This window comes from Actinoplanes sp. GCM10030250 (assembly GCF_042666575.1).
Classification (GTDB): Bacteria; Actinomycetota; Actinomycetes; order Mycobacteriales; family Micromonosporaceae; genus Actinoplanes.
Genome location: NZ_JBHTDO010000039.1, coordinates 67,761 through 93,516 on the forward strand (window position 1 = coordinate 67,761; position 25,756 = coordinate 93,516).

Here is a 25,756-nt window from a genome sequence, read left to right on the forward strand (position 1 = left end):
CTCCTTCGATTTTTACTTTTGTGAGGGTGTGTCGATGCGGGTGCGCGTGGAGATCCCGTCGGGCCAGGTGATCCGGACTTCGGGCCCGTCGAGTTCGCACACGGGTGTCGTGGTGGCCGCCGGGTCGCCGGTGAGCTGCACGAGGGTGGCTGTCCAGGTGCCGGGGGCGATGGGGTGGTCGATCCAGGGCACCCGGACCGGGGTGCCGAGCGGCCCGCCGTCGTCGTAACGGGCGATGCCCGCGGTGCCGCCCGCGGAGACGAGGCGAGAGGTGAGCCCTGCGCCGGTCACCGTCACCTCGCCGGTGCCGGTGGCGGCCGGCCCGTCCCCGGCGACCGGCCAGCCGGCGAAGCGGAGCCGGGCCGCGGCCGGAATCGGGTCGTCGACACGGGCGAGGCGCACCTCCCACGGGCCGCGGACCAGTGAGAAGACCGTGAGGTGGCCGGCCGTCTCGGACGAGCCGGTGCGCCCGGCGCCGTGGTCGATCTGGCCGGGGCCGGGTTCCACCCAGCGGGCCGGGCCGGTCGAGCCGGCGACGCCGACCGGTGCCGGGCCGTCGTCGTCGACCCGGACGGTGAGGGTGCGCATGCCGGTCCGGTGGGTGCACCGGCCGGCCTCGTCGATCAGGGTCACCGACATGTCCACCGGCGCGGTCCAGCCCGGTTCGGACAGGATCGGCGCGGTCGCGGTGGAGTAGCCCAGGCGGGCGTACAGGGGTGAGTCGGCGCTGGTGGCGCCCTCCGTGGCGTGGTCGGTGCCGTGGTTGACGACACGGACGATGCCGTCGTCGCGCGTACCGGAAAGGATCCATCCGGGGGCGCGGACCGCGCGCAGGGTGTCGGCGGTCTCGACCGGCAGGGGTTCCTCGGGCGCGGTCCAGACCGGGTGGCCGGCCGGGAGCGCGATGCCGAGCATGCCTTTGACCGCCCAGTACGGCGAGCCGGGCCCCGAGTACGACTGGGCGAGCCGCGGCCACGGATCGTGCCAGCCGAGCGTGAGCAGGCCGTCCTCGCCGGGTGCGCCGTTCGTGGCGAAGTGCCCGACGATCTGGGCGGCCGCGTGGCGCAGCCGTCCCGGTGACACCGACGGCACCCCGGACAGCGCACCGGCCCAGAACGGCGCGGCGGCGGCGAACCGGTAGGTCAGGCTGCGGCCCTGCAGCAGCGGCGATCCGTCCCCGCCGACCAGCTCCCCGGCGTCGCGCAGGAAGCGGTCGAGCGCGGCAACGTCCCGCTCGCGGCGGCCGGCGGCCAGGTCGGCGGCGCCCGCCATCCGCGCCCAGAGCGCCGGGTAGAGGTGCAGCGCCCAGCCGGTGTAGTGGTCGTACGCCCGGCGCGTGCCGTCGGACAGCCAGCCGCCGGCCCGCCGGAACGTGTCGTGGGTGGCGAGGTCCTCGGCCATCTCGACGAGCGAGTGCGGCCCGCCGACCGAGCGCAGGAAGGTCTGCACCACGAGCCGGAACCAGACCCAGTTGATCTGCGGGTAGGTGTCGTCGCCGACGGCGGGGGAGAGGTAACCGATCACCCGCTGCTGCACGGCGGGAGTGAGGCGGTCCCAGATCCACGGGCGGGTCATGTCGAGGATCAGGGCGATCGAGGCGGCCTCCACCTTGGCCTGGCCGTGTTCCTCGAGGCGTACCCAGCGTTCGGGGGAGTCCGGGTCGGTGCCGGTGGTGATGCCTGTCGCGTACCACTCGGCGAGGTCGGCGGATGCCGCGTCGTCCGGGCTGCCGGCGATGCGGAAGCCGGCGAGCAGGAACGTGCGGGCGAAGCCTTCGAGGCCGTCGACGTCCCGGCCGTAGCCGCCGGCGGGCCCGGGCGGGGTGATCCGGGCGTGGCCGGGGGAGGCGTGACGTCGTGCGGCGGTGAGCATCCGGTCGGCCAGCCGAAGCCAGTCGTCGCGGCTTTTCAAGGGGGTGTCGGGCACGCGTCGCTCCCCGGGTCAGGTGAACGGCTGTGGTTTCGGGAAAGTTAAACGCTCACAATCAATCATGTCAATGGTTGCGCAAACATCCCGTGAATTTGCAGGTCAGACAGCTTCTCGTCGAACCGGTCTTGTCTCGGAGGCGACGAAACGATCTAATGCGATCAGATTCGTTCACGGTGAGAGGCGGGGATGATGTCGTTGCCGGTGCCTACCGCGAGCGACCGGCAGGTGTGGGACTGCGTGGACGTCCCGACGCTGCGCGCCCTGACCGCGCGTGCCGAGGCGAGCCGGGGCACACCATGGCCCGTGCCGCTCGCCTCCGGATATGCCCGGTACTTCCGGGACGGCGACCGCGACGCGTACGAGCAGGTGCTCTGGGCCCGGCAGGAACGGCTGACCCGGGCGGCGGTCCTGGCCGCGGCCACCCTCGACCCGCTGTGGATCGACGAGACGGCCGACGGGGTGATCCTGCTCTGCGAGCAGAGCTCCTGGTGCTGGCCCGCGCACGACGACACGTTCACCCGGCACGGCGCGGTCGTCCCGACCGTGACCGACCCGTGCGTCGACCTGGGCGCCGGTGACGTGGCCGCGCTGCTCGCCTGGATCGACCACCTGCTCGGTGACCAGCTCGACGAGCACGTGCCGGGTGTCCGCGCCCGGATTCGGCACGAGGTGGACCGCCGGGTCCTCACCCCGTTCCAGCAGCGGCGGGACTGGCACTGGCTGGGGCTGGACGGCCCGGCCGGCAACTGGACCGCGTGGATCCACGGCGACATCCTGGCCGCGGCACTCCAGCTCAAGCCGGAACCAGAGCTGATCGACCTGGCGGTCGCCGGCCTGCGCCGGTTCGCCGCCGGACTACCCGAGGACGGCGCGATCGACGAGGGTTACCACTACTGGTGGAACGGGGCAGGCCGGCTCCTGGAGGCACTGGAGCTGATCGGCGAGGCCGGGAACCCGCAAACCCTGGCCTTCCCGCACCGGATGCAGCTGGGCGGCCCCTGGCACCTCAACCTCGCCGACGGCCCGGCGCGGTATCCATCGGAGCGGATGTGGGCCGACCTTCCGTGGGCCGCGCTGCACCGTCTGGCGCGCCGGGCCGGAGACACCGAGGTGCAGGCGTACGCCGCCGCGCACCGCCGCCCGGACGAGGGCGTCGCGGACGAGTCCGGCGGCGTCGGCCGGCTGGTGCGGGCGCTCACCGATCCGGAGTGGGCCGCCGCCCGGCCCGGCCCGGAGCCGCTGCCCCGCGACGTGTGGCTGCCCTCCATCCAGGTGCGGATCGCCCGCACCCGGGACGGCAGCGCGGCCGGGCTCACCGTGGCGATCAAAGGCGGTCACAACGACGAGCACCACAACCACAACGACGTGGGCAGCGTGGTGATCGCGCTGAACGGGGTGCCGGTCGTCGTCGACGCCGGGCGGCCCACCTACACCGCGCAGACCTTCGGCCCGGACCGCTACCGGATCTGGACCATGCAGAGCACCTGGCACAACGTGCCGACCATCCGCGGTACGGCGCAGGGGCACGGGCGGGAGTACGCGGCACGGTCGGTGACCGTGGACGAGGAGGGTTTCGCCATCGAGATGGCGGATGCTTATCTCCGTACCGATGTGGTGTCCTGGCGAAGAACCGCCCGCCTGGACCGGACCGCCGGCCGGGTGATCGTCGGTGATGCCTGGCAGTTGACCCCGGCTGATGATCCGGAACCGACAGTCCTGCATCTGCTGCTCGCGGGTGAGGTGACCGCCGGGCCGGGCCGCGCCGAGGTGATCGCCCTCGACGGCGCCGGCGTGCTGATCCTCACCTGGGATCCGGCCCTGCCGTGCGACACGGTGGTGCGCGATCTGGACGACCCCATGCTGACCTCGGTGTGGGGTGATCGGCTGACCCGGCTCGACATCGACGTCACCACGATCGGCCCGGTCGGTAACCTCGACCTGACGTGTGAGGAGCAGCGGTGAGCGGATCGGAACAACGCGGGCCCCTGCAGGCGACCCGCCAGGCCCGGCTGCTCGAGGCGCTGCAGCGTGACGGCGTGCTCCGGGTCTCCGACCTGTCCGAGACGCTCGGCTCGTCGGTGGTGACGATCCGCCGTGACATCGCCCGGCTCGCCGCCGAGGGCCTGGTCCGCCGGGTGCACGGCGGTGTGACGCTGCCCAGTACCGACGACGGGCCCGATACCCCGACCGGCCGGGCGCTCGGCATGCTGGTGCCGTCGCTCGACTACTACTGGCCGCACGTCGCCCGCGGAGCCGAGGAGGCCGCCCGCGAACTCGACATGCGTGTGGTGTTGCGCGGCTCCTCGTACGAGACGGTGAACGACAAGCCGCAGCTGGCCCGCCTGCTGGACCAGCAGGGGGTCGACGCCCTGGTGGTGGCGCCGCGGATGGACGCGCCCACCGCGCAGGGCACCATCGAGTGGCTCGCCGGCACCGGCATCCCGGTCGTCCTGCTGGAGCGCACCGCTGCCGCCGGGCCGCACCACGCCGTCCTGGAGTCGGTGGTGACCGACCACGCGCTCGGCGCCGCGATGGCGGTCCGGCACCTGGCGTCGCTGGGGCACCGCCGGGTCGGCCTGGTGCTCGCCGAGAACAGCCCGACCGGCCCGCACGTCCGCCGCGGCTGGGCGGAAGCGGTCGCCGACTGCGGGCTCGACACCACCACTGTGGACGAGCGCGTGCCGGACGCCGCGCAGCCGGAGTGCACCGCGGCGCTCGACGCCGTGCTCGACCGGACGCTGGCCAGCGGGACGACGGCGCTGCTGGTGCACGCCGACGCCGAGGCGATCGCCCTGGTGCAGCGGTGCGAGGAGCGGCATCTGACGATTCCCGGCGATCTGTCGGTGATCGCCTACGACGATGAGGTGGCGGGGATGTTCAGCCCGCCGCTGACGGCGGTGCGGCCGCCGCGACGGTCGATCGGGCGGGCCGCGGTGCGCCTGGTCGCTGACCGCCTGGCTGATCCGGATCGGCCGACGCACCGGATCGTGATAAGCCCCGCGCTGCGCATCCGGGGGTCGTCCGCCGCGCCCGGGCGTTGATCACCGGCTTTCCCGGGGCGGGCCGGTGGAGCCCCGGACCACCAGTCGGGTCGGCACGATCACGCCGTCCGTGACGTTCTCGCCGCCCAGCAGCGCCAGCACCATCTGCCCGGCCCGCGTGCCCTGCTCGCGCACCGGCTGGGCGACGGTGGTCAGGTCGGTGAGCCCGGCCAGCGGGTGATCGTCGATGCCGACCACCGAGACGTCTTGGGGTACCCGCAGCCCGGCGCGCCGTAGCGTGCGCATCGCCCCGAGGGCGACCTCGTCGGAGTGCGCGTAGACGGCGGTCGGCGGCTCGCGCAGGCTGAGCAGCTCGGCCATCGCGCCGGCGCCGCCGTTGCCGCCCCACGGGATCTCCACGATCAGCCGGGGATCGACCGGGATCCCGGCGTCGGCGTGCGCCTCGTGGTACGCCCGGGTGCGGCCCGGGCTCACCGGCCAGCCGGGCTGAGCGGGGTCGACCGCGGCGATCATGCCGATCCGGCGGTGCCCCAGGTAGAGCAGGTGGCCGACGGCCTGCCGCCCGGCGGCCAGGTCGTCGATCGCGACGAACGGAAAACTCTCGGCCTGCCCGCCGGCGGCGACGATGTGCACGCCCATCAGCCCGAGCCGGTCGCGTTCCGGCTCGGCGACGGGCATGCCCAGCACCACGACCGCGTCGGCCTTGCGGCGGGCCGGTAGCCGCTGGAAGAACGCGCTGCGGTCGGCGGCGTCGCCGACGTGGTAGATCAGCACGTCGAGATCGGCCTCCCGCAGCACCGCCTCGAGACCCTCGAGCAGCGCGCCGAAGAACCAGCGGGAGATGTGCGGTGTCACCACGGCGATCCGGCCGGTGCTGCCGCCCGCCAGACGGGACGCCTCGGGGGAGATCACATAGGACAGTCGCTCGGCGGCGGCCAGCACCCGGGCGCGGGTAGCGGGCGCCACGTGCGGGTGATCGCTCAGGGCGCGCGACGCGGTCGCCATCGACACCCCGGCGAGACGGGCGACGTCGGCCAGCTTGACCACCGCCGGACGGTATCAGTCTGGAAGCGGTTCCAGGACCGCGTTTCCGCCAAAATTCCAGATTGTGACGACTGTGTTGACATGAGACCCACGTCACACCAGCGTGGATTGCTGGAAGCGATTCCACAGGAGGCATTCCTCCCAAGGAGGCATCGTGTCCGGACCGAGAACTCGGACTGCCGCTCTGACCTCACTCACCCTGCTCGCCGCGACGCTCACCGCATGCGGTGGCGGCGACGGCGGCGCCAACTCCCTCACCTACTTCATCGCCGACGCCGCCCAGCAGGACGTCGCCGAACGCTGCGCGGCGGAGTCCGGCGGCGCCTACGTCTTCAACATCCAGCGCCTGCCGAACAACGCGGCGGGCGGCCGGGAGCAACTGCTGCGCCGGCTCGCCGCCGAGGACAGATCGCTCGACATCGTCAGCGTCGACCCGCCGTTCATGGCGGAGTTCGCCAACGCGGAGTTCCTCCGGCCGTTCACCAGCGAGGAGCAGGCCGACTTCTCCAAGGGCGTGCTGAAGGGTCCGCTCGAACAGTCCACCTTCCGCGACACCCTCTTCTCCGCCCCGCTCTACGGCAACACGCAGCTCCTCTGGTACCGCAAGTCGGTGCTCGCCAAGGCCGGCGTCGACCCGTCCGCCGGACCGGTCACCTGGGACCAGCTGATCCAGGGTGCGAGCCGGTCGGGTGTGACCCTGGCCGCGCAGGGCCGCCGCAACGAGAGCCTGATGGTCTGGGTCAACGCCCTGATCGCCTCGGCCGGCGGCTCGATCCTCGCCGAGGGCTCCCAGGACCTCCCGGCCGACCAGGTCAAGGGCGGACTGGACAGCCCGGCCGGCGCCACCGCCGTCAAGATCATGCACGATCTCGCGGTCTCTCCGGCGGCGCCGGCCGGGTTCAGCACCGCCGGCGAGGAGGACTCCCGGGCCGCGTTCCAGGCCGCCGACGGAGGCTTCATGGTCAACTGGCCGTACGTGTGGGCGGCGTTCGACTCGGCGATCGAGGAGGGCTCGCTGCCCGCCGACTTCAAGAACGACGTGGGCTGGGCGGCGTACCCGCAGGTGGATGCCGGTATGCCGACCGCACCGCCGTCCGGTGGTCTCGGCCTGTCGGTGAGCGCCTTCAGCAGCAAACAGGATCTCGCCGTCGAGGCCATCAGGTGCCTGGCGTCGCCGCAGAGCCAGAAGGAATTCATGATCAAGGCGGGCAACCCGGCTGCGCTGGCCTCGGTCTTCGACGACCCGGAGATCAGGGAGATGTTCCCGATGGCCGACGAGATCCGCACCGGGATGGACACCGCGACACCGCGGCCGGTCAGCCCCTACTACGGCGACGTCACCGGCTCGATCCAGGCCGGCTTCCACCCGCCGGACTCGCTCGATCCGCGGACCACTCCCCGAGAGGCCAACCAGCTGCTCGAGGACGTCCTGTCCAACAAGCGACTGATCTAGGAGGGGCTGTGAGCGTGACGATCCCCGCGGTGCGGCGGCGCACCCGGCGCGTCGTACTGACCGACCGCACCCGCCACGAGCGCAACCTGGGCTGGATGCTCGCCGGACCGGCGTTCATCGTGATGGTGGCGGTCACCGGCTATCCGATCCTGAACGCGATCTGGCTCTCGCTCTTCGACTACCGGCTCACCGACCCGGACGGCCGGCAGTTCATCGGCATCGGCAACTACACCATGATCCTGAGCGACTCGCTGTTCTGGCAGCAGTTCGGCGTGACCTCGATCCTCACCGTGGTGACCGTGGCCGCCGAGCTCGTGCTCGGCTTCGCCCTCGCCATGGTCATGCACCGGGCGCTCTACCTGCGGACCGCGCTGCGCACGGCCATCCTCGTGCCGTACGGGATCATCACGGTGGTCTCCGCGTACGCCTGGGCCTACGCTTTCAGCAACACGTACGGCTTCGTCAACCCGCTGTTCGGGATCGGCGACTTCGACTGGTTCGGCGGTACGTGGTCGGCGCTGTTCACCGTCGCCGTGGCGGAGATCTGGAAGACCACGCCGTTCATGTCGCTGCTGCTGCTCGCCGGGCTCGCCCAGATCCCCGACGACTACCTCGAGGCGGCGAAGGTCGACGGCGCCAAGGCCTGGCAGCGGGTCAAACGCGTGATCCTGCCGAACATGAAGGCCGCGATCATGGTGGCGCTGCTGTTCCGGACGCTCGACGCGTTCCGGATCTTCGACTCGGTCTTCATCATGACGGCCGGCGCGCAGGGCACCGAGACGCTGTCGTTCCTGGCGTACCGGCAGACGATCAGCCGCGTGATGATCGGCTCCGGCTCAGCGGTCAGCGTCATCCTCGCGATCCTCGTCGTGCTCATCGCGTTCCTGTTCATCAAGGTCTTCCGTACCGACCTGTCGCAGGCGAGGGGGGATCGCAAGTGAAGGCCAGCCGCAGGACACAGGCACTCTGGATCATCGGTGCCATCGTGATCATCGCGTACGCCATGGTGCCGGTGCTCTGGATCGTGTCGCTGTCCTTCAAAGCGGGCGACGACATCACCAACAACGCCTTCCTGCCCACCGTGTGGCGCTGGGACAACTACCGGACCGTGTTCGCCTCCGACCTGTTCACCACCGCGCTGCGCAACTCGGTCGGGATGGCACTGATCGCGACGACCATCTCGGTCGTGCTGGCGACCATCGCGGCGTACGCGATCTCCCGTCTTGAATTTCCCGGCAAGCGCCTGGTCCTCGGCGTCGCCCTGGCGATCACGGTCTTCCCGGTCATCTCGATCGCCACGCCGCTGTTCAACCTCTGGCGCACGATCGGCCTGTACGACACGTGGCTGGGACTGATCATCCCGTACCTCTCCTACTCGTTGCCGCTGGCGGTCTACGTCCTGGCCGCGTTCTTCCGCGAGATCCCGTGGGAGATGGAGCAGGCGGCCCAGGTCGACGGTGCGACCGCCTGGCAGGCGTTCCGGCGGGTGATCGTCCCGCTCGCCAGCCCCGGCGTCTTCACCGCGGCGATCCTGACGTTCTTCGCCGTCTGGAACGACTTCGTCTTCGGCATCACGCTCACCTCCAGCGAAGCCGCCCGGCCGGTTCCGGCGGCCCTCGCCTTCTTCCAGGGCGCCTCGCAGTTCTCCCAGCCCACCGCCCCGATCGCGGCGGCCGCCGTGGTCGTCACCATCCCGGTGATCGTGCTGGTGCTCCTCTTCCAACGCAAGATCGTGGCCGGCCTGACGTCCGGCGCCGTCAAGGGCTGAAGGGACCAGTCATGGCAGCCATCGAGATGCGCAACATAGTCAAGGAGTACGGCGACGGCTTCAAGGCGGTGAACGACGTCAGCCTCGACATCGCCGACGGCGAGTTCATGATCCTGGTCGGGCCGTCGGGCTGCGGTAAGTCCACGCTGCTCCGCATGATCGTCGGACTGGAGGACATCACCTCCGGCGACATGCTGATCGGCGGCAACCGGGTCAACGAGAAGGCGCCGCGGGACCGCAACCTGTCCATGGTCTTCCAGAACTACGCGCTCTACCCGCACCTGACTGTTTTCGAGAACATCGCCTTCCCGCTGCGCCTGCAGAAGGCTCTGAAGGAGGAGGAAATCCAGCGGCGGGTCCGCGAGGCGGCCTCGATGCTGGAGCTCAACGAGCACCTGGACCGCAAACCGGCGAACCTCTCCGGCGGCCAGCGGCAGCGCGTCGCCATGGGCCGGGCCATCGTCCGGCAGGTGCAGGCGTTCCTCTTCGACGAACCGCTGTCCAACCTGGACGCCAAACTGCGTGGGCAGATGCGCACTGAGATCTCCCGGATGCAGCGCCGGCTCGGCACCACCACGGTCTACGTCACCCATGACCAGACCGAGGCGATGACGCTCGGCGACCGGGTGGCGGTGCTGCGACGCGGATTGCTCCAGCAGGTGGCATCACCGCGTGAGCTGTACGAGCAGCCGGTCAACATGTTCGTCGCCGGCTTCATCGGCTCCCCGCCGATGAACTTCCTGCCCGCCGTCGTCTCCGGCAGCCGGCTGCAACTGCCGTTCCTGGAGGCGGACGTGCCGGCGGCCGCGGCCGGCCGGGTCACCGACGGGCAGCTGCTCATCGCCGGTATCCGGCCGGAGCACTTCGAGGATGCCCGGGTGCTCGACTCCGCGAAACGGGAGAAGGGTGTCCTGTTCCGGGCTCGCGTCGACGTCACCGAGTGGCTCGGCGACTCGCAGTACGCGTACATCCCGTTCGACTCGAACCCGGAGGTGGCGCAGCAGCTCGCCGACCTGGCCGCCGAGCTCGACAGCGAGGCCCTGCGCAGCCAGCTGATCATCTCGATCGACGCGATGAGCCGGCTGCGGGAGAACCACGAGGGCGAGTTCTGGGCCGACACCCGCCGGATGCACCTGTTCGACCCGCGTACCGGTGAGAACCTCACCCGCGACGAGGACGCCGCCGCGGACCTGGCCCGGCTCGAGGAGGAGGAGCTGCGCGAGCGGATGGATCAGCCGAAGTGAGCTCGTCCGCCTGGTGGCGCCACGCGGTCATCTATCAGGTGTACGTGTGGAGCTTCGCCGATTCGGACGGTGACGGTATCGGCGACCTGCCCGGCGTCCGGTCCCGCCTGCCGTACCTGCGAGAGCTGGGCGTCGACGCCGTCTGGCTGAACCCGTTCTACCCCTCGCCGCAGGCCGACAACGGGTACGACGTCGCGGACCACCGCGGCGTCGACCCCCGGTTCGGCACGCTCGCGGACGCTGAGGCGCTGATCGGCGACGCGCACGAGCTGGGGCTGCGGGTCATCCTCGACCTGGTGCCCAACCACACCTCCGACCAGCACCCGTGGTTCCGTGCCGCGCTCGCCGCCCCGCCCGGCAGCCGGGAACGCTCCCGCTACCTGTTCCGCGACGGCCGCGGCCCGGACGGCGACCTGCCGCCGAACAACTGGATCAGCATGTTCGGCGGCCGGGCGTGGACCCGGATCACCGAACCGGACGGGCGGCCCGGCCAGTGGTACCTGCACCTGTTCGCCCCGGAGCAGCCCGACCTCGACTGGACCGACGGCGAGGTCCGCGCCGAGTTCGAGGACATCCTGCGGTTCTGGTTCGACCGGGGAGCCGACGGCTTCCGGGTCGACGTCGCGCACGGCCTGGCGAAGGACCCGCAGATGCCGGACCTGGGGGAGAAGCACTTCATGCTCGGCCCGGCGCCCGAGGGGCACCCGCACTGGGACCTCGACGAGGTGCACGACGTCTACCGGGCGTGGCGGGCGCTGAGCGACGGCTATCCCGGTGAGCGTGCGTTCGTCGGCGAGGTGTGGGTGCAGAGCCCGGCCCGGCTGGCCCGGTACCTGCGCCCGGGTGAGCTGCACACGGCGTTCAACTTCACGTTCCTGATGGCGAAGTGGACGGCGGCGTCGTTGCGGGAGGCCATCAACGAGAGCATCGGGAACCTGTCTGCGGTGGGAGCCCCGGCGACCTGGGTGCTTTCCAATCACGACGTGATCCGCCACGTCACCCGGTACGGCGACGGGGCGGTGGGGCTGCGGCGGGCGCGGGCTGCGGCGTTGCTGATGCTGGCGTTGCCGGGCGGGGCGTACGTCTACCAGGGTGAGGAACTGGGACTGCCGGAGGTGCGGGACCTGCCGGACGGGGTGCGGCGGGACCCGACGTTCGCGCGCACCGGGGGAGGGGACCCCGGACGGGACGGCTGCCGGGTGCCGCTGCCGTGGGCGGGGGCCGTTCCGTCGTACGGATTCGGGCCCGGCCCGGTGGCCTGGCTCCCGCAACCGCCGGAGTGGGCGGCGCTGACCGTCGAACGCCAGGACGCCGACCCGGACTCCATCCTCAACCTCTATCGGGCGGCGCTGCGGCACCGGCGCGCGCTGGACGGCCCGATGACCTGGCTGCCCACCACCGGCGACGTGCTGGCCTTCCACCGCGGCCCCACCTTCACCTGCGCCGTCAACGTCGGCGACGAGCCGGCCCCCCTGCCCGCCGGGCTGCGCGGCGCCCCGGTCCTGCTCGCCAGCGAGCCTGTCACCAGCGAAGACTCGCTGCCTCCGGCCACCACGGTGTGGTTCGGTCTTTTCAACTCGTAACGGAGAAGGCTTGCCAAATCCCGCACCATCCAAGATCATGGATTGCGACGCGCCCGTCCCGGTTCCCCCGTGCCAGGACGGGCGCGTCCTTTTCTTTGCGGCGGCTTGGGTTTTCGCCGTTTCGTTGCGCCCTCGTTAACGACGTGAGTCAATGGGTTGGCCCTCTTGGGAGCGCTCCCATCATCCCCCGTCCAGAGGTAGGTCATGAAACGCCGACTCGCCACCATCGGCGCCGCACTCCTCGCGGCCGCCACCAGCGTCCTGTTCCACGTCGCCCCCGCGTACGCCGCCACCGGCCTGCACGTCGTCGGCACCGACATCGTCGAGGCCAACGGCCAGAAGTTCGTGATGCGCGGCATCAACCACATGCACACCTGGTACGCCGGGCAGACCAACTCGTTCGCCGACATCAAGGCGGCCGGCGCCAACACCCTGCGCGTCGTGCTCAGCGGCGGCCGATGGACCGCGAACAGCGCCGCCGACGTGACCAACGTGATCAGCCTCTGCAAGGCGAACAAGCTGATCTGCGTACTGGAGAACCACGACACCACGGGTTACGGCGAGGACGCGGCGGCGTACAGCCTCGACCAGGCGGCCGACTACTGGATCGGGCTCAAGAGCGTCTTGGCCGGCCAGGAGGACTACGTCGTCATCAACATCGGCAACGAGCCGATCGGCAACACCAACGCCGGCCAGTGGACCGCGGCCACCGTCTCGGCCATCCAGAAGATGCGCACCAACGGCTTCGAGCACCTTCTCATGATCGACGCGCCGAACTGGGGCCAGGACTGGCAGTACGTGATGCGCGACAACGCACAGACCGTGCTGGACGCCGACACCCGTGACAACACTGTGCTGTCGATCCACATGTACTCGGTGTTCAACACCGCGTCCTCGATCACCAGTTACCTCGATCACTTCAAGAGCCGCGGCTGGCCGCTCGTGATCGGCGAGTTCGGCTGGCGCTTCGACTCCAGCCAGGTCGACCACGAGACGATCCTGTCCGAGGCGGTCGCCCGCAACCTCGGCTACCTCGGCTGGTCCTGGGCGGGCAACACCGACCCGATCCTCGACATGACGAACAACTTCAACGCCGCCCAGCTGACCACCTGGGGCGAACGCATCTTCAACGGCGCCAACGGCATCAAGGCCACCGCCAAGCAGGCAAGCATCTTCGGCGGCACGTCCTCCCCGTCGCCGTCCTCCTCGTCCTCCCCTTCCCCCTCACCGTCCTCCCCCTCGCCGTCCCCGTCCTCCCCGTCTCCGTCCCCGTCCTCCCCCTCGCCGTCCCCGTCCTCCCCGTCTCCGTCGCCCAGCAACCCGTCGAGCGGTGCCTGCACCGCCGCCTACGCGGTGACGGGTCAGTGGACCGGCGGCTTCCAGGGCGAGGTCAAGGTCACCGCAGGCAGCTCGGCCATCACCGGCTGGACCGTCACCTGGACCTACGCCAACGGACAGACCGTCACCAGCCACTGGAGCTCCACCATCACCAGTAGCGGCTCCACAGTGACCGCCCGCAACGCCACCTGGAACGGCCGCCTCTCCGCCGGCGCCACCACCTCCTTCGGCTTCCTCGGCTCCTGGACCGGCTCCAACCCCACCCCCACCCTCACCTGCACCCCCGCCTAACCCCCATCTCCTCTCCGCCCGGTCCCGCCTTCCCCACCCCCCTCACGCCCAGCCGCCCCTCCCGGCTGGGCGTGAGCGGCGCTTCCCAGCGCGCAAGGCACCGCTGAGCGCCAGCCGGCCCGCTCGGCTGGGCGTGAGGGGTGTGTTTCGGGGCGGGAGGCGCCGCTGAGCGCCAGCCGGCCCGCTCGGCTGGGCGTGAGGGGTGTGTTTCGGGGCGGGAGGCGCCGCTGAGCGCCAGCCGGCCCGCTCGGCTGGGCGTGAGGGGTGTGTTTCGGGGCGCAAGGCGCCGCTGAGCGCCAGCCGGCCCGCTCGGCTGGGCGTGAGGGGTGTGTTTCGGGGCGCAAGGCGCCGCTGAGCGCCAGCCGGCCCGCTCGGCTGGGCGTGAGGGGTGTGTTTCGGGGCGCAAGGCACCGCTGAGCGCCAGCCGGCCCGCTCGGCTGGGCGTGAGGGGTGTGTTTCGGGGCGGGAGGCGCCGCTGAGTGCCAGCCCGGGGAACGGGCTGGCTCCCAGCGCTGCCTCTCGCCCCGCGAGGCAGCACCAACAGCCAGCCGGGGTGGAGCGGCCGGGCGTGGGCGTTGAGTTCGGGGCGGGGTGCACCCGCTCGGGGCCGGCGGCGGAGCAGCTTTGCCCGTACAGAAAAAGGAAGGGTGAGAAAGTCACCCACCTGAAATTCGTGCGAGGATACCGGCGAGTAACCACCGGAGGGCTGGCGACGCCGATGCGCACGACATATCGGACATGTCCGTTGTGTGAGGCCGCTTGTGGCCTTGAGCTGACGGTCACCGAGACCGAGATCGTCGCCGCGCGTGGCGATCGTGAGCACGTGTTCAGCCACGGCTTCGTGTGTCCGAAAGGTGCGACGTTCGGGCAGCTCACCAGCGATCCGGACCGCCTGCGCCGCCCGCTCGTGAAGCGCGACGGCCGCCATGTCGAGGTCAGCTGGGACGAGGCTTTCGCGGAAGTCGAGGCCGGACTGCGGCCGATCCTGGAACGCCATGGCCGCAACGCGATCGGCATGTATGTCGGCAACCCGAACGTCCACACGATGGCCGGCGGGCTCTACCTGACGCCGCTGCTCAAGGCTGTCGGCACCCGCAACATATTCTCCGCGAGCACCGTTGACCAGATGCCGAAGCACGTGTCGTGCGGCTACCTGTTCGGGCACCCACTGACCATCCCGGTGCCTGATCTGGACCGGACAGACTTTCTGCTGATGCTGGGCGCCAACCCGTGGGAGTCGAACGGCAGCCTCGCGACTGCGGCCGACTTCCCGGGGCGGCTGAAGGCGATTCAGGCGCGGGGTGGGCGGTTCGTGGTGATCGATCCGCGGCGGACGCGTACCGCCGAGCACGCCGACGAGCACCTGTTCATCAGGCCGGGGACCGACGCCTTTCTGCTGTTCGGGATCGTGCACACGCTGTTCGCCGAGAACCTCGTCGATCTGGGGATGATCGCGGAGCACGTCAGCGGTGTGGAGCAGACGAGGGAGCTGGCGGAAAGTTTCGCGCCGGAGCGGGTGGCCGCGGTGTGCGATGTTCCGGCGGAGCGGATCCGAGGGCTGGCCAGGGAGCTGGCGGCGGCGCCGACCGCCGCGGTGTACGGCCGGATCGGCACCTGCACCGTCGAGTTCGGCACGCTGACCAGCTGGCTCGTCGACGTGATCAACGTGCTCACCGGCAACCTGGATCGGCCCGGCGGTGTGATGTTCCCGCTCGCCCCGCACGTGCGCCGCAACAGCCGGCCGGGCGGCAGCGGCTTCCGAACCGGCCGCTGGACGAGCCGGGTCCGCGGGTTTCCCGAGGTCAAGGGCGAGTTGCCGGTCGCCACCCTGGCGGAGGAGATCGAGACGCCGGGGGAGGAGCAGGTCCGCGCGTTCGTGACGGTCGCCGGGAACCCGGTGCTGTCCACACCGAACAGCGGGCGGCTGGACCGCGCCCTCGCCGGGCTCGACTTCATGGTCAGCGTCGATCCGTACCTGAACGAGACCACCCGGCACGCCGACGTGATCCTGCCGCCGGAGAACCCGGCCCGCAAGGGTCACTACGACTTCTCGTTCCTGGCCCTGTCGGTGCGCAACTTCGCGGCCTACTCGCCGCCGGTGCTGCCGCCGGACCCGGAAAGCATGGACGAGTGCGACATCCTGGCCCACCTCACCCTGATCGCTTCCGGACGCGGGGCGGAGGCTGAAGCAAACGAGCTGCACGCGACGCTGCTGACCCGGGCGAAGGAGAAAGCGGGCCTGGCGGAACAGGTCAGCGGAAACAACCCGGCCGAGCGGCTCCTCGACGTCGCCCTGCGCGCCGGCGCCTACAACCTGACGCTGGATCAACTGCTGGCCAGCCCGCACGGTATCGACCTCGGACCGCTGCAACCGCGCATCCCGGAGGTGCTGAAAACACCGAGCGGCACCGTCGAACTCTGCGTGCCGCCGATCGCCGCCGAGGCGGAACGGCTGCGCGGCGCCCTGGACCGGGACCGCGACGATCTCGTGCTGATCGGCCGCCGGCACCTGCGGTCCAACAACAGCTGGATGCACAACGTCCCGGCCCTGGTGAAGGGCCGGGACAGGTGCACGCTTCAGGTTCATCCGCAGGACGCGGCCCGGCTGGGGCTCACCGACGGTGACGACGCTCAGGTGACGTCGCGTGCCGGTGGGCTGTCCGCCCGGGTCGAGGTCACCGACCGTGTGATGCCGGGGGTGGTGAGCCTTCCGCACGGCTGGGGCCATGACCTGCCGGGCACCCGGACGGCGGTCGCGGCCGCGCATCCGGGCGTCAACTCCAACGTGCTGACCGACGAGCTGGTGATCGATCCGCTCTCCGGCAACAGCGTGCTGAACGGCATTCCGGTCGAGGTCAAGGCGGTCTGACCGCTACTCCGTGTCGTCGCCCGTCGGCAGGTTCGCCACGCCGGGGCCGGAACGCGGGCGGTCCGGGAAGCTGGCCGGTCCGGCGGTGCCACCGGTTGTGGTCATGATGCCGCCGTCCGCCGGCGCGGGTCCGCCGTTGCGCAGTTGCTCCGTGTCGGTGTCCGCCGGCAGCGTGTTCGACAGCTCGTCGCGGGTCTGTGGGTCGCTCATGCTCCCGTTATGCCCGGTTACGCGCCGGCCAAACGACCACACCGCGGTTCGGTCGCGCCAGTGGCGTGAGATCTCCGTCCATTTTCCGTACGACCGGAGCGTCACGCCGCTCGGATAGCACCGTCCCGGCCGACCGGGACCACGGCCGGTGGGATCGATGATCGTTTCATTGATCCGACTCTATTCTGGACGTTCGGCCCATGTCGTCCTCCACCGTCCGTGCGATCGGATCGAAGGGACCGGTAATGGCCGTCCAAAAAGGAGGTACCGTGCGCACACCATCCCGTGCGTTGGCGGGCACCACCGCATCCCTCGTCGCAGCAGTGCTTGTGCTCGCCGCAGGATCCGGTGGGAACGCGGCCCCAGGTAGCCCGGCCCGGGCTCCCGAGGGCGTCAAGGTACATGGCGACGAGAACCACCAGAAGATCAAGGACAACCGGCGCGGACGTGTCGCGCCGACCTCGGACCAGCGCGCACAGGCCGCCGAGGTGAACGCACACGCACGGTGGAACGCGCTGGGCACCCCGGCCGCGCTGACCGCCCGCACCGAACCCCTCGCCGCCGGCCTGCCCGCGGACCCGGTGGCCGCCGCCAAGGCGTATGTCGCTGCCAACCGCGACGTGCTCGGCCTGACCGAGGAGGGTGCCGCAGCCCTCGAGGTGCTGACCTCCGCACCGCTCGGTGAGGGTGCGGCAGTCATCTTCCGCCAGCGTTTCGGCGACCTGCCCGCGGGCGTCGACGGCCTGCTGTCGGTGGGCGTGCGCGACGGCAAGGTCTGGTATGTGAGCTCCTCGCTCGCCCGTGACGCCGGGACACCCGCTCCCGCCACGATCACCGCGGCCGACGCCGAGCGGATCGCCAAGGCCGACGCCGGCATCCCGGAAGGGACCGTGCTGAACACCAAACTCGTGGCGGTGCCGACCGCCGACCTGGGGCCGCGCGCGGCGTACCAGGTGACCCTCGGCGACGACCTGAGCGGGGCGGAGCCGGTCGCGTTCACCACGCACGTGGACGCCCGTGACGGCTCGGTCCTGGTCCGTGAGGAGATCGTCGACTCGCACCGCGACGACAGCCCGGACTGGGAGGTCTTCCCCAACTCGCCGCGGACCGACTACTCGTCCGTGGACACCCGCCGGACCTGGTGCTTCACGGCGGAGCGCGGCTGCGACGAGGTCGTCGGCACCTCCGCCTCGCCGCTGCCCTGGGACGTGGACCCGGCCACCGGCCAGTCCACGCAGACGACGTCGGGCAACAACGCCTTCGCGGTACACAACTGGAACTCCAGCGACGCGTTCACCGTCGGCACCGAGCTGGCGACGCCGCGGCCGGACCGCAGCTACAACTACCCGTGGACCAACCAGTGGCACCGGGAGCAGTGCGCGCCGACGACCTTCGACACCCCGGCCCGCAACGACATCGACGCCGCCCGGGCGAACCTGTTCGCGGCGCACAACCGGATGCACGACTGGTCGTACCACCTGGGCTTCACCGAGGCGACCTGGAACATGCAGGACGAGAACCTGCGCCCCGGTGGCCTGGCGAACGACCCCGAGCAGGGCAACGCGCAGGCCGGCGGGATCAGCGGCGGGCCGCCCACCTTCGCCGCCCGTAACAACGCCAACCAGATCACCCCGCCGGACGGCCAGGCGCCGATCACCAACATGTACCTGTGGCAGCCGATCGCCGGTGTGTTCTACTCCCCGTGCGCCGACGGCGACTACGACATGTCGGTCATCGCCCACGAGTACACCCACGCGATCACCAACCGGATGATCGCCGGCCCGGACGGCGGCCTCAGCTCGCCGCAGGGCATGAGCGAGAGCTGGTCCGACCTGCTCGCCGTGGAGTACCTGGCGGAGCACGGTTACGCGCCGAAGGGCAGCCGGGGCTTCACCATCGGTGAGTACGTGACCGGTGACGACAACGCCGGTATCCGCAACTACAACATGACCCACAGCCCGCTGAACTACAGCTCGGTGGACTACGACTTCGTCGGGCTGCAGGTGCACGCCTCCGGTGAGGTGTGGAGCGCGTCCAACTACGACGTCCGCAACGCCTTCATCAAGCGGTACGGCTACGGCTCGGCCAAGCTCCAGAAGGCCTGCGCCAACGGCAAGGTCGCGGTCACCTCCTGCCCGGGCAACCGGCGCTGGATCCAGCTGGTGTTCGACTCGTTCCTGCTGCTGGCGAACAGCGCCAACAGCCAGGTCGACGCCCGGGACGCGCTGATCGGTGCGGACCTGGTCCGCTTCGGCGGCAAGAACCAGGATCTGATCTGGAACGCGTTCGCCAAGCGTGGTCTCGGCGAGGCGGCGCTCAGCAACGGTGCCGGCGACGTCAACCCGCAGCCCGGCTTCACCTCGCCGTACGCGAAGGAGGCCACTGTCACGTTCCGGCCGCTGGACGAGAACGGCAAGGTCGTGGCCGGCGCGAAGCTGTACGCCGGTGACTTCCAGGCCCGCGCGGTCCCGGTTGCCGACACCGACCCGGCGACGCCACTCACCGACCAGGTCAGCATGATCGCCGGCTCGTACGGGTTCATCGCCCAGGCACCCGGTCACGGGCACGCCCGGGTGGGCAGCACGTCGCTGTGGCCCGGCCAGAACAAGAAGCTGACCGTCAAGCTGCCGCGCAACCTCGCCTCCACCACGAGCGGGGCGACGGCCACCGGCGACGGCATCAACCTGGCCCGGATCACCGACGACGACGAGGCGACCAACTGGGCCTCGCTCAACAGCCCGGTGGCCGGCAAGCAGGTCACCGTCGACCTCGCCGGTGACGCGCAGCGGATCCGCCGGGTCCAGGTGAGCGCGCAGCTGCGCCCGCCGGTCGTCGGCGACCCGGACGCCGGTACGCAGAGCCGGTTCTCCGCGCTGCGGCAGTTCAAGGTGCTCGCCTGCACCGCGACAGCCACGGTTGCCTGCGCCGGCGCGGCCGACTTCCGGACCGTGTTCGTCAGCAAGAAGGACGTCTTCCCGTCCGGCCAGCCGCGGCCCCGGGTCGGCGACCTGAAGATCAAGTCGTTCGACATCCCGCCGACGACGGCGACCCACCTGCGCATCGAGGTGGTCACCAACCAGTGCACCGGCGCGCCCGACTACGCCGGTGAGCAGGACGCCGACCCGCGTGCGGTGAGCGACTGCACGACCGGCAGCCCGCAGGCCGGGAACGTCCGCATCTCGGAGTTCCAGGCGTACACCCGGTAGTCGACCCGGGTGGGTGGGCTTCGGCCCGCCCGCCCGGGACCGGTTCGGTCCGCTACCTACCTGCACCGCTCCAGCACGTCATCCCGCCCTCCGCAGCGCCGATCATGGCGTTTGGATCGCTGGGTGACGAGGCGGTGAAGGAGGCGGAATGGGTACGACCCGGAAGGGCCGGCGCTGGTCGTCGGCATGGGTGGCCGGCACGCTCTCCGTCATGCTGGCCGGCCTCTGCGGTTACGCGGCGGTCGGCGGCTGGCGGCAGACCGGCATCCTCGAGCGGGTGGCGGCCGACGCCAGCCGCACCGACTCGTACCAGCAGGTGGCGTTCCTGGCCGGCTGGGAGACCGCCCTGCTGCAGTCCACGCTCGGCGAGCCGGACAGCCCGGAGCGCAAGCGGCTGCCCGCCGTGGAGACCTGGATGCGGTCGGCGCTGGACCGGATGGTCGACGCCGACGAGGACCACCAGTACCGGGCGTACTGGATCGCCGAGCGGCGCCGTGGCATGCAGCCGGCGATCGACCGCTACCTGGCGGAGCTGGATCGCGGCGACACCGAGGCCGCACGGATCACCCTCAAGACCTGGATCGAGCCGGAAGCGGCGCTGGTCATGGAGGATCTGCGGGTCGAGATGAACTACCACCTCGCCAAGCACGCCGTCTACCAGCAGGCCGCCGAGCGCGAGTCCCGGGTGCTCTGGTGGGGCGGCCTGGCCAGCTTCGCCGTCGGGCTGCTCGTGCTGGGCCTGTTCCTCTGGTCGACCCGGTCGCACCGGCGGCAGGTGGAGACGATGGCGGCCACCGACGCGCTGACCGGCCTGCCGAACCGGACGGCTTTCAGTACGCGTACCCAGCTCGCCCTGTCCGGGCGGAACCGCGACGCCGACCTGACCACCGTCCTGACCGTCAACCTCGACGGGTTCCGGGACGTCAACGAGCAACTAGGTCACCGGATGGGCGACCTGCTGCTGATCCAGGCCGGTCAGCGGCTGCGCGCCTCGGTCCGCGACGAGGACGTGGTGGCCCGCATCGGCGGTGACGAGTTCGCCGTCCTGCTCCGCGACGGCGACCCGGGGCTCGGCGAGACACTCGCCGCCCGGCTCATCGAGTCGTTCGATCAGCCGTTCCTGATCGGCGACGTGACCGTGGACCTGGAGATCAGCATCGGTGCCGCCTCCGCGCAGACCGGCGAGTGCGCGGCGACGCTGCTGCAGCACGCCGACATGGCGATGCGCGAGGCCAAGGCGCAGCGGTTCGGGTTCCACCGGTTCACCGGTGACCACGGCCAGGACTCCGCGGCCCGCCTGACCCTGCTCGGCGACCTGCGGCGGGCCCTGGACAACGGCGCCGAGATCACCCTGCACTACCAGCCGAAGATCGCGATGGACACCGGTGAGGTCGCCGGCGTCGAGGCTCTGGCGCGCTGGAACCACCCGGTCAAGGGGCCGATCTCACCCGGCGAGTTCATCCCGGTGCTGGAGACCACCAGCCTGATCCACCGGTTCACCGACCGGGTTCTCGCGATGGCGCTGAACCAGGCCCGGGAGTGGCTGGACGGCGGGCACCGGGTTCCGGTGGCGGTCAACATCTCCACCCGCAGCCTGCTCGACGTCACGTTCCCCGACCGGGTCGCGGAACTGCTGCTGGAGACCGGTGTACCCGGCGACCAGCTGTGCATCGAGGTCACCGAGCACAGCGTGATGTCCGACCCGGCCACCGCCATCGAGGTGATGCGCCGGATCCGGGCGCTTGGTGTGAAGACGTCGATCGACGACTACGGCACCGGGTATTCGTCGATGACGTACCTCAAGCTGTTGCCTCTGGACGAGCTGAAGGTCGACCGGTCGTTCGTGCAGGACATGACGAACGACCGCAGTGACCACGCGCTCGTCGAATCCACCGTGGAGCTCGGCCGCAACCTCGGTCTGACCGTTGTCGCGGAGGGCGTGGAGGACAGCGCCACCGCGGAGGCGCTGCGCGAGCTCGGCTGCGACGTCGCCCAGGGCTACCTGTTCGCGAAGCCGCTGCCGGCCGCGGCGGTCACCGAGCGGCTGAACCAGCGTCAAGCGGTGACCCCCGCCTGAACTGCACCGATCATGCACATCGAGGCGTATCGTTTCGTTGGATTTGCCAACGCGGGGGATCGTGCGATGAGGCGTCTCTGTGCCGTAACTCTGGGAATCGTCCTGCTGCTCTCCGGCTGTGGAGACTCCGCGGAGCCCACCACGGCCAAGGACAAAATCACCTACCTGACGGCCTTCGGTGCGGTCGGCCGGGACGCCTTCGCCTGGGTCGCCGAGGACAAAGGGTACTTCCGCGATGCCGGGCTGGACGTCACCATCCAGCTCGGCGCCGCCACCGGCGAGAACATCAAGGTGCTCAGCGCCGGGCAGGCGCAGTTCGCCAACCTCGACCTGACCGGCACCTGGATCCTGGCGGACAAGGGCGAGGCCCGTGACATGCGGGCGATCGCCGCGATACACCAGCAGACCCTGGTCTCGATCATCACCCTGGAGGGCTCCGGCATCACCGAGCCGAAACAGCTCGAGGGCCGCAAGCTGGGTGCGGCGACCGGGTCGGTGAACCAGTTGCTCTTCCCGGCGTACGCGAAACTCGCCGGCATCGACGCGAGCAAGGTGGAGTGGGTCAACGCACCTCCCGCCCAGCTTCCCGCGCTGCTGGCCAGCGGGCGGGTCGACGCGCTCAGCACGTTCCTGATCGGGGTGCGGGGCATCGAGAAGGCGGCCGGCGGCAAGAAGGCCGTCGTCCTGCCGTACAGCGAATTTCTGCCCGACCTGTTCGGCAACGGGCTGATCGCACCCGTCTCGGTCATCGAGGGCAACCCCGACCTGACCCGCCGGTTCCGCGACGCGGCGCTCAAAGGCCTGCAGTACACCCTGGACCATCCGGACGAGGCCGCCCAGATCCTGAAGAAGGCGCAGCCCGCGGCCGACGTGACGGCGGCCGTCGGCGAGATCACCCTGATGGCGCCGTATGTGAAACCCTCCGGCGTCATCGACAAGTCCCGGGTCAGCCAGGCCCTCGCCACCCTCCAGAGCGGCGGTCTGATCGGGTCCGGCCTGACACCGGACGCTGTCGTCGACTTCGCCATGGTGCCGGCCGGATGAGACCCGCGTACTCGTTCGACAACGACGACCCGGCCGCCGAGCAGCGCCACGACATCCTCGCCGAGATGCTCGACCCGTTCACCTTCGCGCGGCTCGCCGACGCCGGCGACCTCACCGGCCGTCGCTGCCTGGAGGTGGGCGCGGGCGGCGGCAGCGTCGCGCGCCGGCTGGCGGCCCTGACCGGGCCGGGTGGGCGGGTGCTGGCCACCGATCTCAACCCGCGCCACCTGCCGGTGAATCAGGGGTACGCGGTGATGCGCCACGATCTGATGACCGACCCGATCCCGGAACCGCCGTGGGACCTGATCCACGCGCGCCTGGTGCTGGCCCATCTGCCCCGCCGAGCCGAGATCCTGCACAGGCTCGCCGAGTCCCTGGCCCCGGACGGGATCCTGCTGGTGGAGGACTGGGTTTCGGCGTACCCCGATGTGGTTCTGAACGCCCCCGACGCGGCCGCCGCCGCCCTCGTCGAGCGTTACCACCGCATCGTGGTGAACCGCCTGCTCCCGGCGAACGGCGCCGACCCGTCCTGGGGCAGCCGGACGCACGCCGCCATGCTCGCCGCCGGCCTCACCGGCGTGCGGACCGAGATCCGCGCCGAGTCCTGGGCCGGTGGCACGGCGGGCGGCCTGCTCATCGCGGTGAACGTCGCGCAGGTGGGCGCGGGGCTGCTCGCCGCCGGGCTCACCGAGGCCGAACTGGAACGCCTGTGCACCCTGGCGACCGACCCGCGGCTGGTGATCCGCGGCCACCTCACCTACTCCACGTCGGGGCGCCGCCGGTGACACGCGCCCGGTCGTGGGTGCTGCCGCTCGCCGGCAGCGTGGTGGCGATCGGGCTCTGGTGGGCGGCGACAGCGGTGTTCGGCATCCGCACGTTCTTCCTGCCCGCACCGCCCGACATCGTCGCCGCGTTCCGCCGGCAACCCGGCTACCTGCTGCGCGAGGCCGGCGCCACGCTCACCGCGACAGTGACCGGGTTCGGCATCGCGGTGGTCACCGGCCTGCTGCTGGCCGTGCTGCTGACCGCGTGGCGCGCCCTGGAACGCGCCACCCTGCCGGTGCTCGTCGCGCTCAACTCGGTGCCCAAGGTGGCGGTGGCCCCGCTGCTGGTGGTGTGGCTCGGCTTCGGCGCCCGGCCGAAAATCGTGCTGGTGGTGCTGATCTGCTTCTTCCCGGTCGTGGTCGCGACGATGGCGGGACTCAGCTCGACGCCCGCCGAGCTCGGGGAGCTGAGCCGCTCACTGTCGGCGAGCGTCGTCCAGTCGTACGTCAAAATCAGGCTGCCCTGGGCACTGCCGCAAGTGTTCGTCGGTTTGAAGGTCGCCATCTCACTCGCCGTGATCGGCGCCGTGGTCGCCGAGATCAACAACCCGACCAGCGGGCTCGGCGCGGTGATCGTGCTCTCCGGGATGTCGTTCGACACGCCTCTCGCGTTCGCCGCGATCGCCCTGCTCGCCCTCCTCAGCACCGCACTGTTCTACCTGGTGGTGACCCTGGAACGGCTCCTCGTGCCGTGGGCGCGGGCGATCAGCGGATGATCTCGCTGCGCGGGGTGTCCCGGACCTTCCCGGCCCGGTCCGGCGCGGTCACCGCCCTGCACGGCATCGACCTGGACATTGCGGAGGGTGAGTTCGTCGCGGTCATCGGCCGGTCCGGATGCGGAAAATCGACGCTGCTGCGCCTGATCGCGGGCCTGCTGCCGGCCACGTCCGGAACCATCACGATCGGCGGCGTACCGGTGCGGGCGCCCACCCGCGACGTGGCGCTGATGCAGCAGCAACCGGCGCTGCTGCCGTGGCGCACGGCCCTGGCCAACGTCATGCTGCCGGTGGAGATCGCCCGGCTGCCGCGCCACACCCACGAGGCCCGCGCGACAGAGCTCCTCGACGCGGTCGGGCTGGCCGGATTTCACCACCGCCATCCGTACGAGCTGTCCGGCGGCATGCAACAACGAGTGGCCCTGTGCCGTGCGCTCATCCAGCAGCCCCGGGTGCTGCTGATGGACGAACCGTTCTCGGCGCTGGACGCCCTCACCCGCGAAGACCTGGCCACCCAGTTGCAGGAGCTGCATCTGGCCCGCCCGGCCACGACGGTCTTCGTGACCCACTCGATCCAGGAGGCCGTCCTGCTGGCGGACCGGGTGGTGGTGCTGAGCCCGCGGCCGGGGCGGGTGCGGGAGGTGCTTGACGTGGACATCGGCAGGCCACGGTCGCTGGGGCACAGCGCGGCCCTGCCCGCGGTGGCGGAGTGCGTCGCCCACCTGCACGACCTGCTCCTCTCAGCCGGTGCGCCTCTCTCAGCCGGTGACCAGTTCCCTGCCGGTGAACTGCGCTCGGGGAACCACCGTGCCACGGCGGAAGTTCCACAGGTCCCAGGCAGCGTGCGAGGCAAGAGCCAATCCGGCGACACCCCGCTGGGTGCCAGCTGAGCCGGCCGCTGGCGTTCAGCGGTGCCTCGGGCCGCGAAACGGCCCGCTGGGTGCCAGCTGAGCCGGCCGGCTGGCGTTCAGCGGTGCCTCGGGCCGCGAAACGGCCCGCTGGGTGCCAGCTGAGCCGGCCGGCTGGCGCTGAGCGGTGCCTCGGGCCGCGAAACAGCCCGCTGGGTGCCAGCTGAGCCGGCCGGCTGGCGCCGGCCCGTTACTGCAACAAACCTGCAAATGGATTTCGTTGACGTGAAGATATCGCCGGTGGCAGATT

General features: G+C 70.8%; 18 protein-coding genes. 15 read left to right on the forward strand and 3 right to left on the reverse strand.

All coding sequences use genetic code 11. The features are described from left to right. Nucleotides 1-12 precede the first annotated feature (12 nt). Nucleotides 13-1,926 carry a DUF2264 domain-containing protein gene (locus tag ACFQV6_RS36235; protein ID WP_378032200.1) on the reverse strand — a complete coding sequence of 638 codons (1,914 nt, stop codon included), beginning with the start codon at nt 1,924-1,926 and terminating at the stop codon, nt 13-15. A 204-nt stretch (nt 1,927-2,130) separates the two neighbouring features. Here ACFQV6_RS36235 and ACFQV6_RS36240 point away from each other — a divergent pair, with 204 nt between their 5' ends. Both ACFQV6_RS36240 and ACFQV6_RS36245 read left to right on the forward strand, forming a co-directional pair. Further along, entirely contained in the window at nt 2,131-3,891 is a 1,761-nt protein-coding gene (locus ACFQV6_RS36240) for a heparinase II/III family protein (RefSeq protein WP_378032201.1), read from the forward strand. Beyond that, nucleotides 3,888-4,970: a substrate-binding domain-containing protein gene (locus ACFQV6_RS36245; protein ID WP_378032202.1), complete on the forward strand. Its 1,083-nt coding sequence runs from the start codon at nt 3,888-3,890 to the stop codon at nt 4,968-4,970. The genes ACFQV6_RS36240 and ACFQV6_RS36245 overlap by 4 nt, the downstream gene beginning before the upstream one ends. Here ACFQV6_RS36245 and ACFQV6_RS36250 read toward each other — a convergent pair whose 3' ends face one another. Beyond that, the gene (locus ACFQV6_RS36250; protein WP_378032203.1) at nt 4,971-5,978 is read right to left on the reverse strand and encodes a LacI family DNA-binding transcriptional regulator; all 1,008 of its coding nucleotides are present in this window, start codon (nt 5,976-5,978) and stop codon (nt 4,971-4,973) included. Nucleotides 5,979-6,129: 151 nt separating this feature from the next. Here ACFQV6_RS36250 and ACFQV6_RS36255 point away from each other — a divergent pair, with 151 nt between their 5' ends. From ACFQV6_RS36255 to ACFQV6_RS36285, 7 genes are all read left to right on the forward strand, one after another. Then, complete coding sequence (locus tag ACFQV6_RS36255; RefSeq protein WP_378032204.1) at nt 6,130-7,428, forward strand: extracellular solute-binding protein; 1,299 nt, start codon at nt 6,130-6,132, stop codon at nt 7,426-7,428. An 8-nt stretch (nt 7,429-7,436) separates the two neighbouring features. After that, nucleotides 7,437-8,369: a carbohydrate ABC transporter permease gene (locus ACFQV6_RS36260; protein WP_378032205.1), complete on the forward strand. Its 933-nt coding sequence runs from the start codon at nt 7,437-7,439 to the stop codon at nt 8,367-8,369. A 62-nt stretch (nt 8,370-8,431) separates the two neighbouring features. Beyond that, entirely contained in the window at nt 8,432-9,196 is a 765-nt protein-coding gene (locus ACFQV6_RS36265; protein WP_378032226.1) for a carbohydrate ABC transporter permease, read from the forward strand. Nucleotides 9,197-9,207: 11 nt separating this feature from the next. Further along, on the forward strand, nt 9,208-10,440 hold the full coding sequence (locus ACFQV6_RS36270) for an ABC transporter ATP-binding protein (RefSeq protein ID WP_378032206.1): 1,233 nt from the start codon (nt 9,208-9,210) through the stop codon (nt 10,438-10,440). Next, nucleotides 10,437-12,023, forward strand: a complete 1,587-nt coding sequence (locus tag ACFQV6_RS36275; protein ID WP_378032207.1) for a glycoside hydrolase family 13 protein — start codon at nt 10,437-10,439, stop codon at nt 12,021-12,023. The genes ACFQV6_RS36270 and ACFQV6_RS36275 overlap by 4 nt, the downstream gene beginning before the upstream one ends. 204 nt (nt 12,024-12,227) lie before the next feature. Beyond that, nucleotides 12,228-13,652: a cellulase family glycosylhydrolase gene (locus ACFQV6_RS36280; RefSeq protein ID WP_378032208.1), complete on the forward strand. Its 1,425-nt coding sequence runs from the start codon at nt 12,228-12,230 to the stop codon at nt 13,650-13,652. Between the two features lie 718 nt (nt 13,653-14,370). Next, entirely contained in the window at nt 14,371-16,521 is a 2,151-nt protein-coding gene (locus tag ACFQV6_RS36285) for a molybdopterin oxidoreductase family protein (RefSeq protein ID WP_378032209.1), read from the forward strand. Between the two features lie 3 nt (nt 16,522-16,524). Here ACFQV6_RS36285 and ACFQV6_RS36290 read toward each other — a convergent pair whose 3' ends face one another. Continuing rightward, nucleotides 16,525-16,731 carry a hypothetical protein gene (locus ACFQV6_RS36290; RefSeq protein WP_378032210.1) on the reverse strand — a complete coding sequence of 69 codons (207 nt, stop codon included), beginning with the start codon at nt 16,729-16,731 and terminating at the stop codon, nt 16,525-16,527. A 269-nt stretch (nt 16,732-17,000) separates the two neighbouring features. Between ACFQV6_RS36290 and ACFQV6_RS36295 the strand changes: the two genes are divergently transcribed. The 6 genes from ACFQV6_RS36295 (at nt 17,001) to ACFQV6_RS36320 (ending at nt 25,488) form a co-directional block, all read left to right on the forward strand. Further along, nucleotides 17,001-19,937, forward strand: a complete 2,937-nt coding sequence (locus tag ACFQV6_RS36295) for a M36 family metallopeptidase (protein ID WP_378032211.1) — start codon at nt 17,001-17,003, stop codon at nt 19,935-19,937. 148 nt (nt 19,938-20,085) lie between these two features. Then, entirely contained in the window at nt 20,086-22,014 is a 1,929-nt protein-coding gene (locus ACFQV6_RS36300) for a putative bifunctional diguanylate cyclase/phosphodiesterase (protein WP_378032212.1), read from the forward strand. 66 nt (nt 22,015-22,080) lie between these two features. Further along, nucleotides 22,081-23,058, forward strand: coding sequence for an ABC transporter substrate-binding protein (locus ACFQV6_RS36305; RefSeq protein ID WP_378032213.1), 978 nt, complete (start codon nt 22,081-22,083; stop codon nt 23,056-23,058). Then, complete coding sequence (locus tag ACFQV6_RS36310; protein WP_378032214.1) at nt 23,055-23,843, forward strand: class I SAM-dependent methyltransferase; 789 nt, start codon at nt 23,055-23,057, stop codon at nt 23,841-23,843. The genes ACFQV6_RS36305 and ACFQV6_RS36310 overlap by 4 nt, the downstream gene beginning before the upstream one ends. Beyond that, nucleotides 23,840-24,598 carry an ABC transporter permease gene (locus ACFQV6_RS36315; protein WP_378032215.1) on the forward strand — a complete coding sequence of 253 codons (759 nt, stop codon included), beginning with the start codon at nt 23,840-23,842 and terminating at the stop codon, nt 24,596-24,598. The genes ACFQV6_RS36310 and ACFQV6_RS36315 overlap by 4 nt, the downstream gene beginning before the upstream one ends. Then, nucleotides 24,595-25,488 carry an ABC transporter ATP-binding protein gene (locus ACFQV6_RS36320; protein WP_378032216.1) on the forward strand — a complete coding sequence of 298 codons (894 nt, stop codon included), beginning with the start codon at nt 24,595-24,597 and terminating at the stop codon, nt 25,486-25,488. Before ACFQV6_RS36315 ends, ACFQV6_RS36320 begins: the two co-directional genes overlap by 4 nt. Nucleotides 25,489-25,756: the final 268 nt, after the last annotated feature.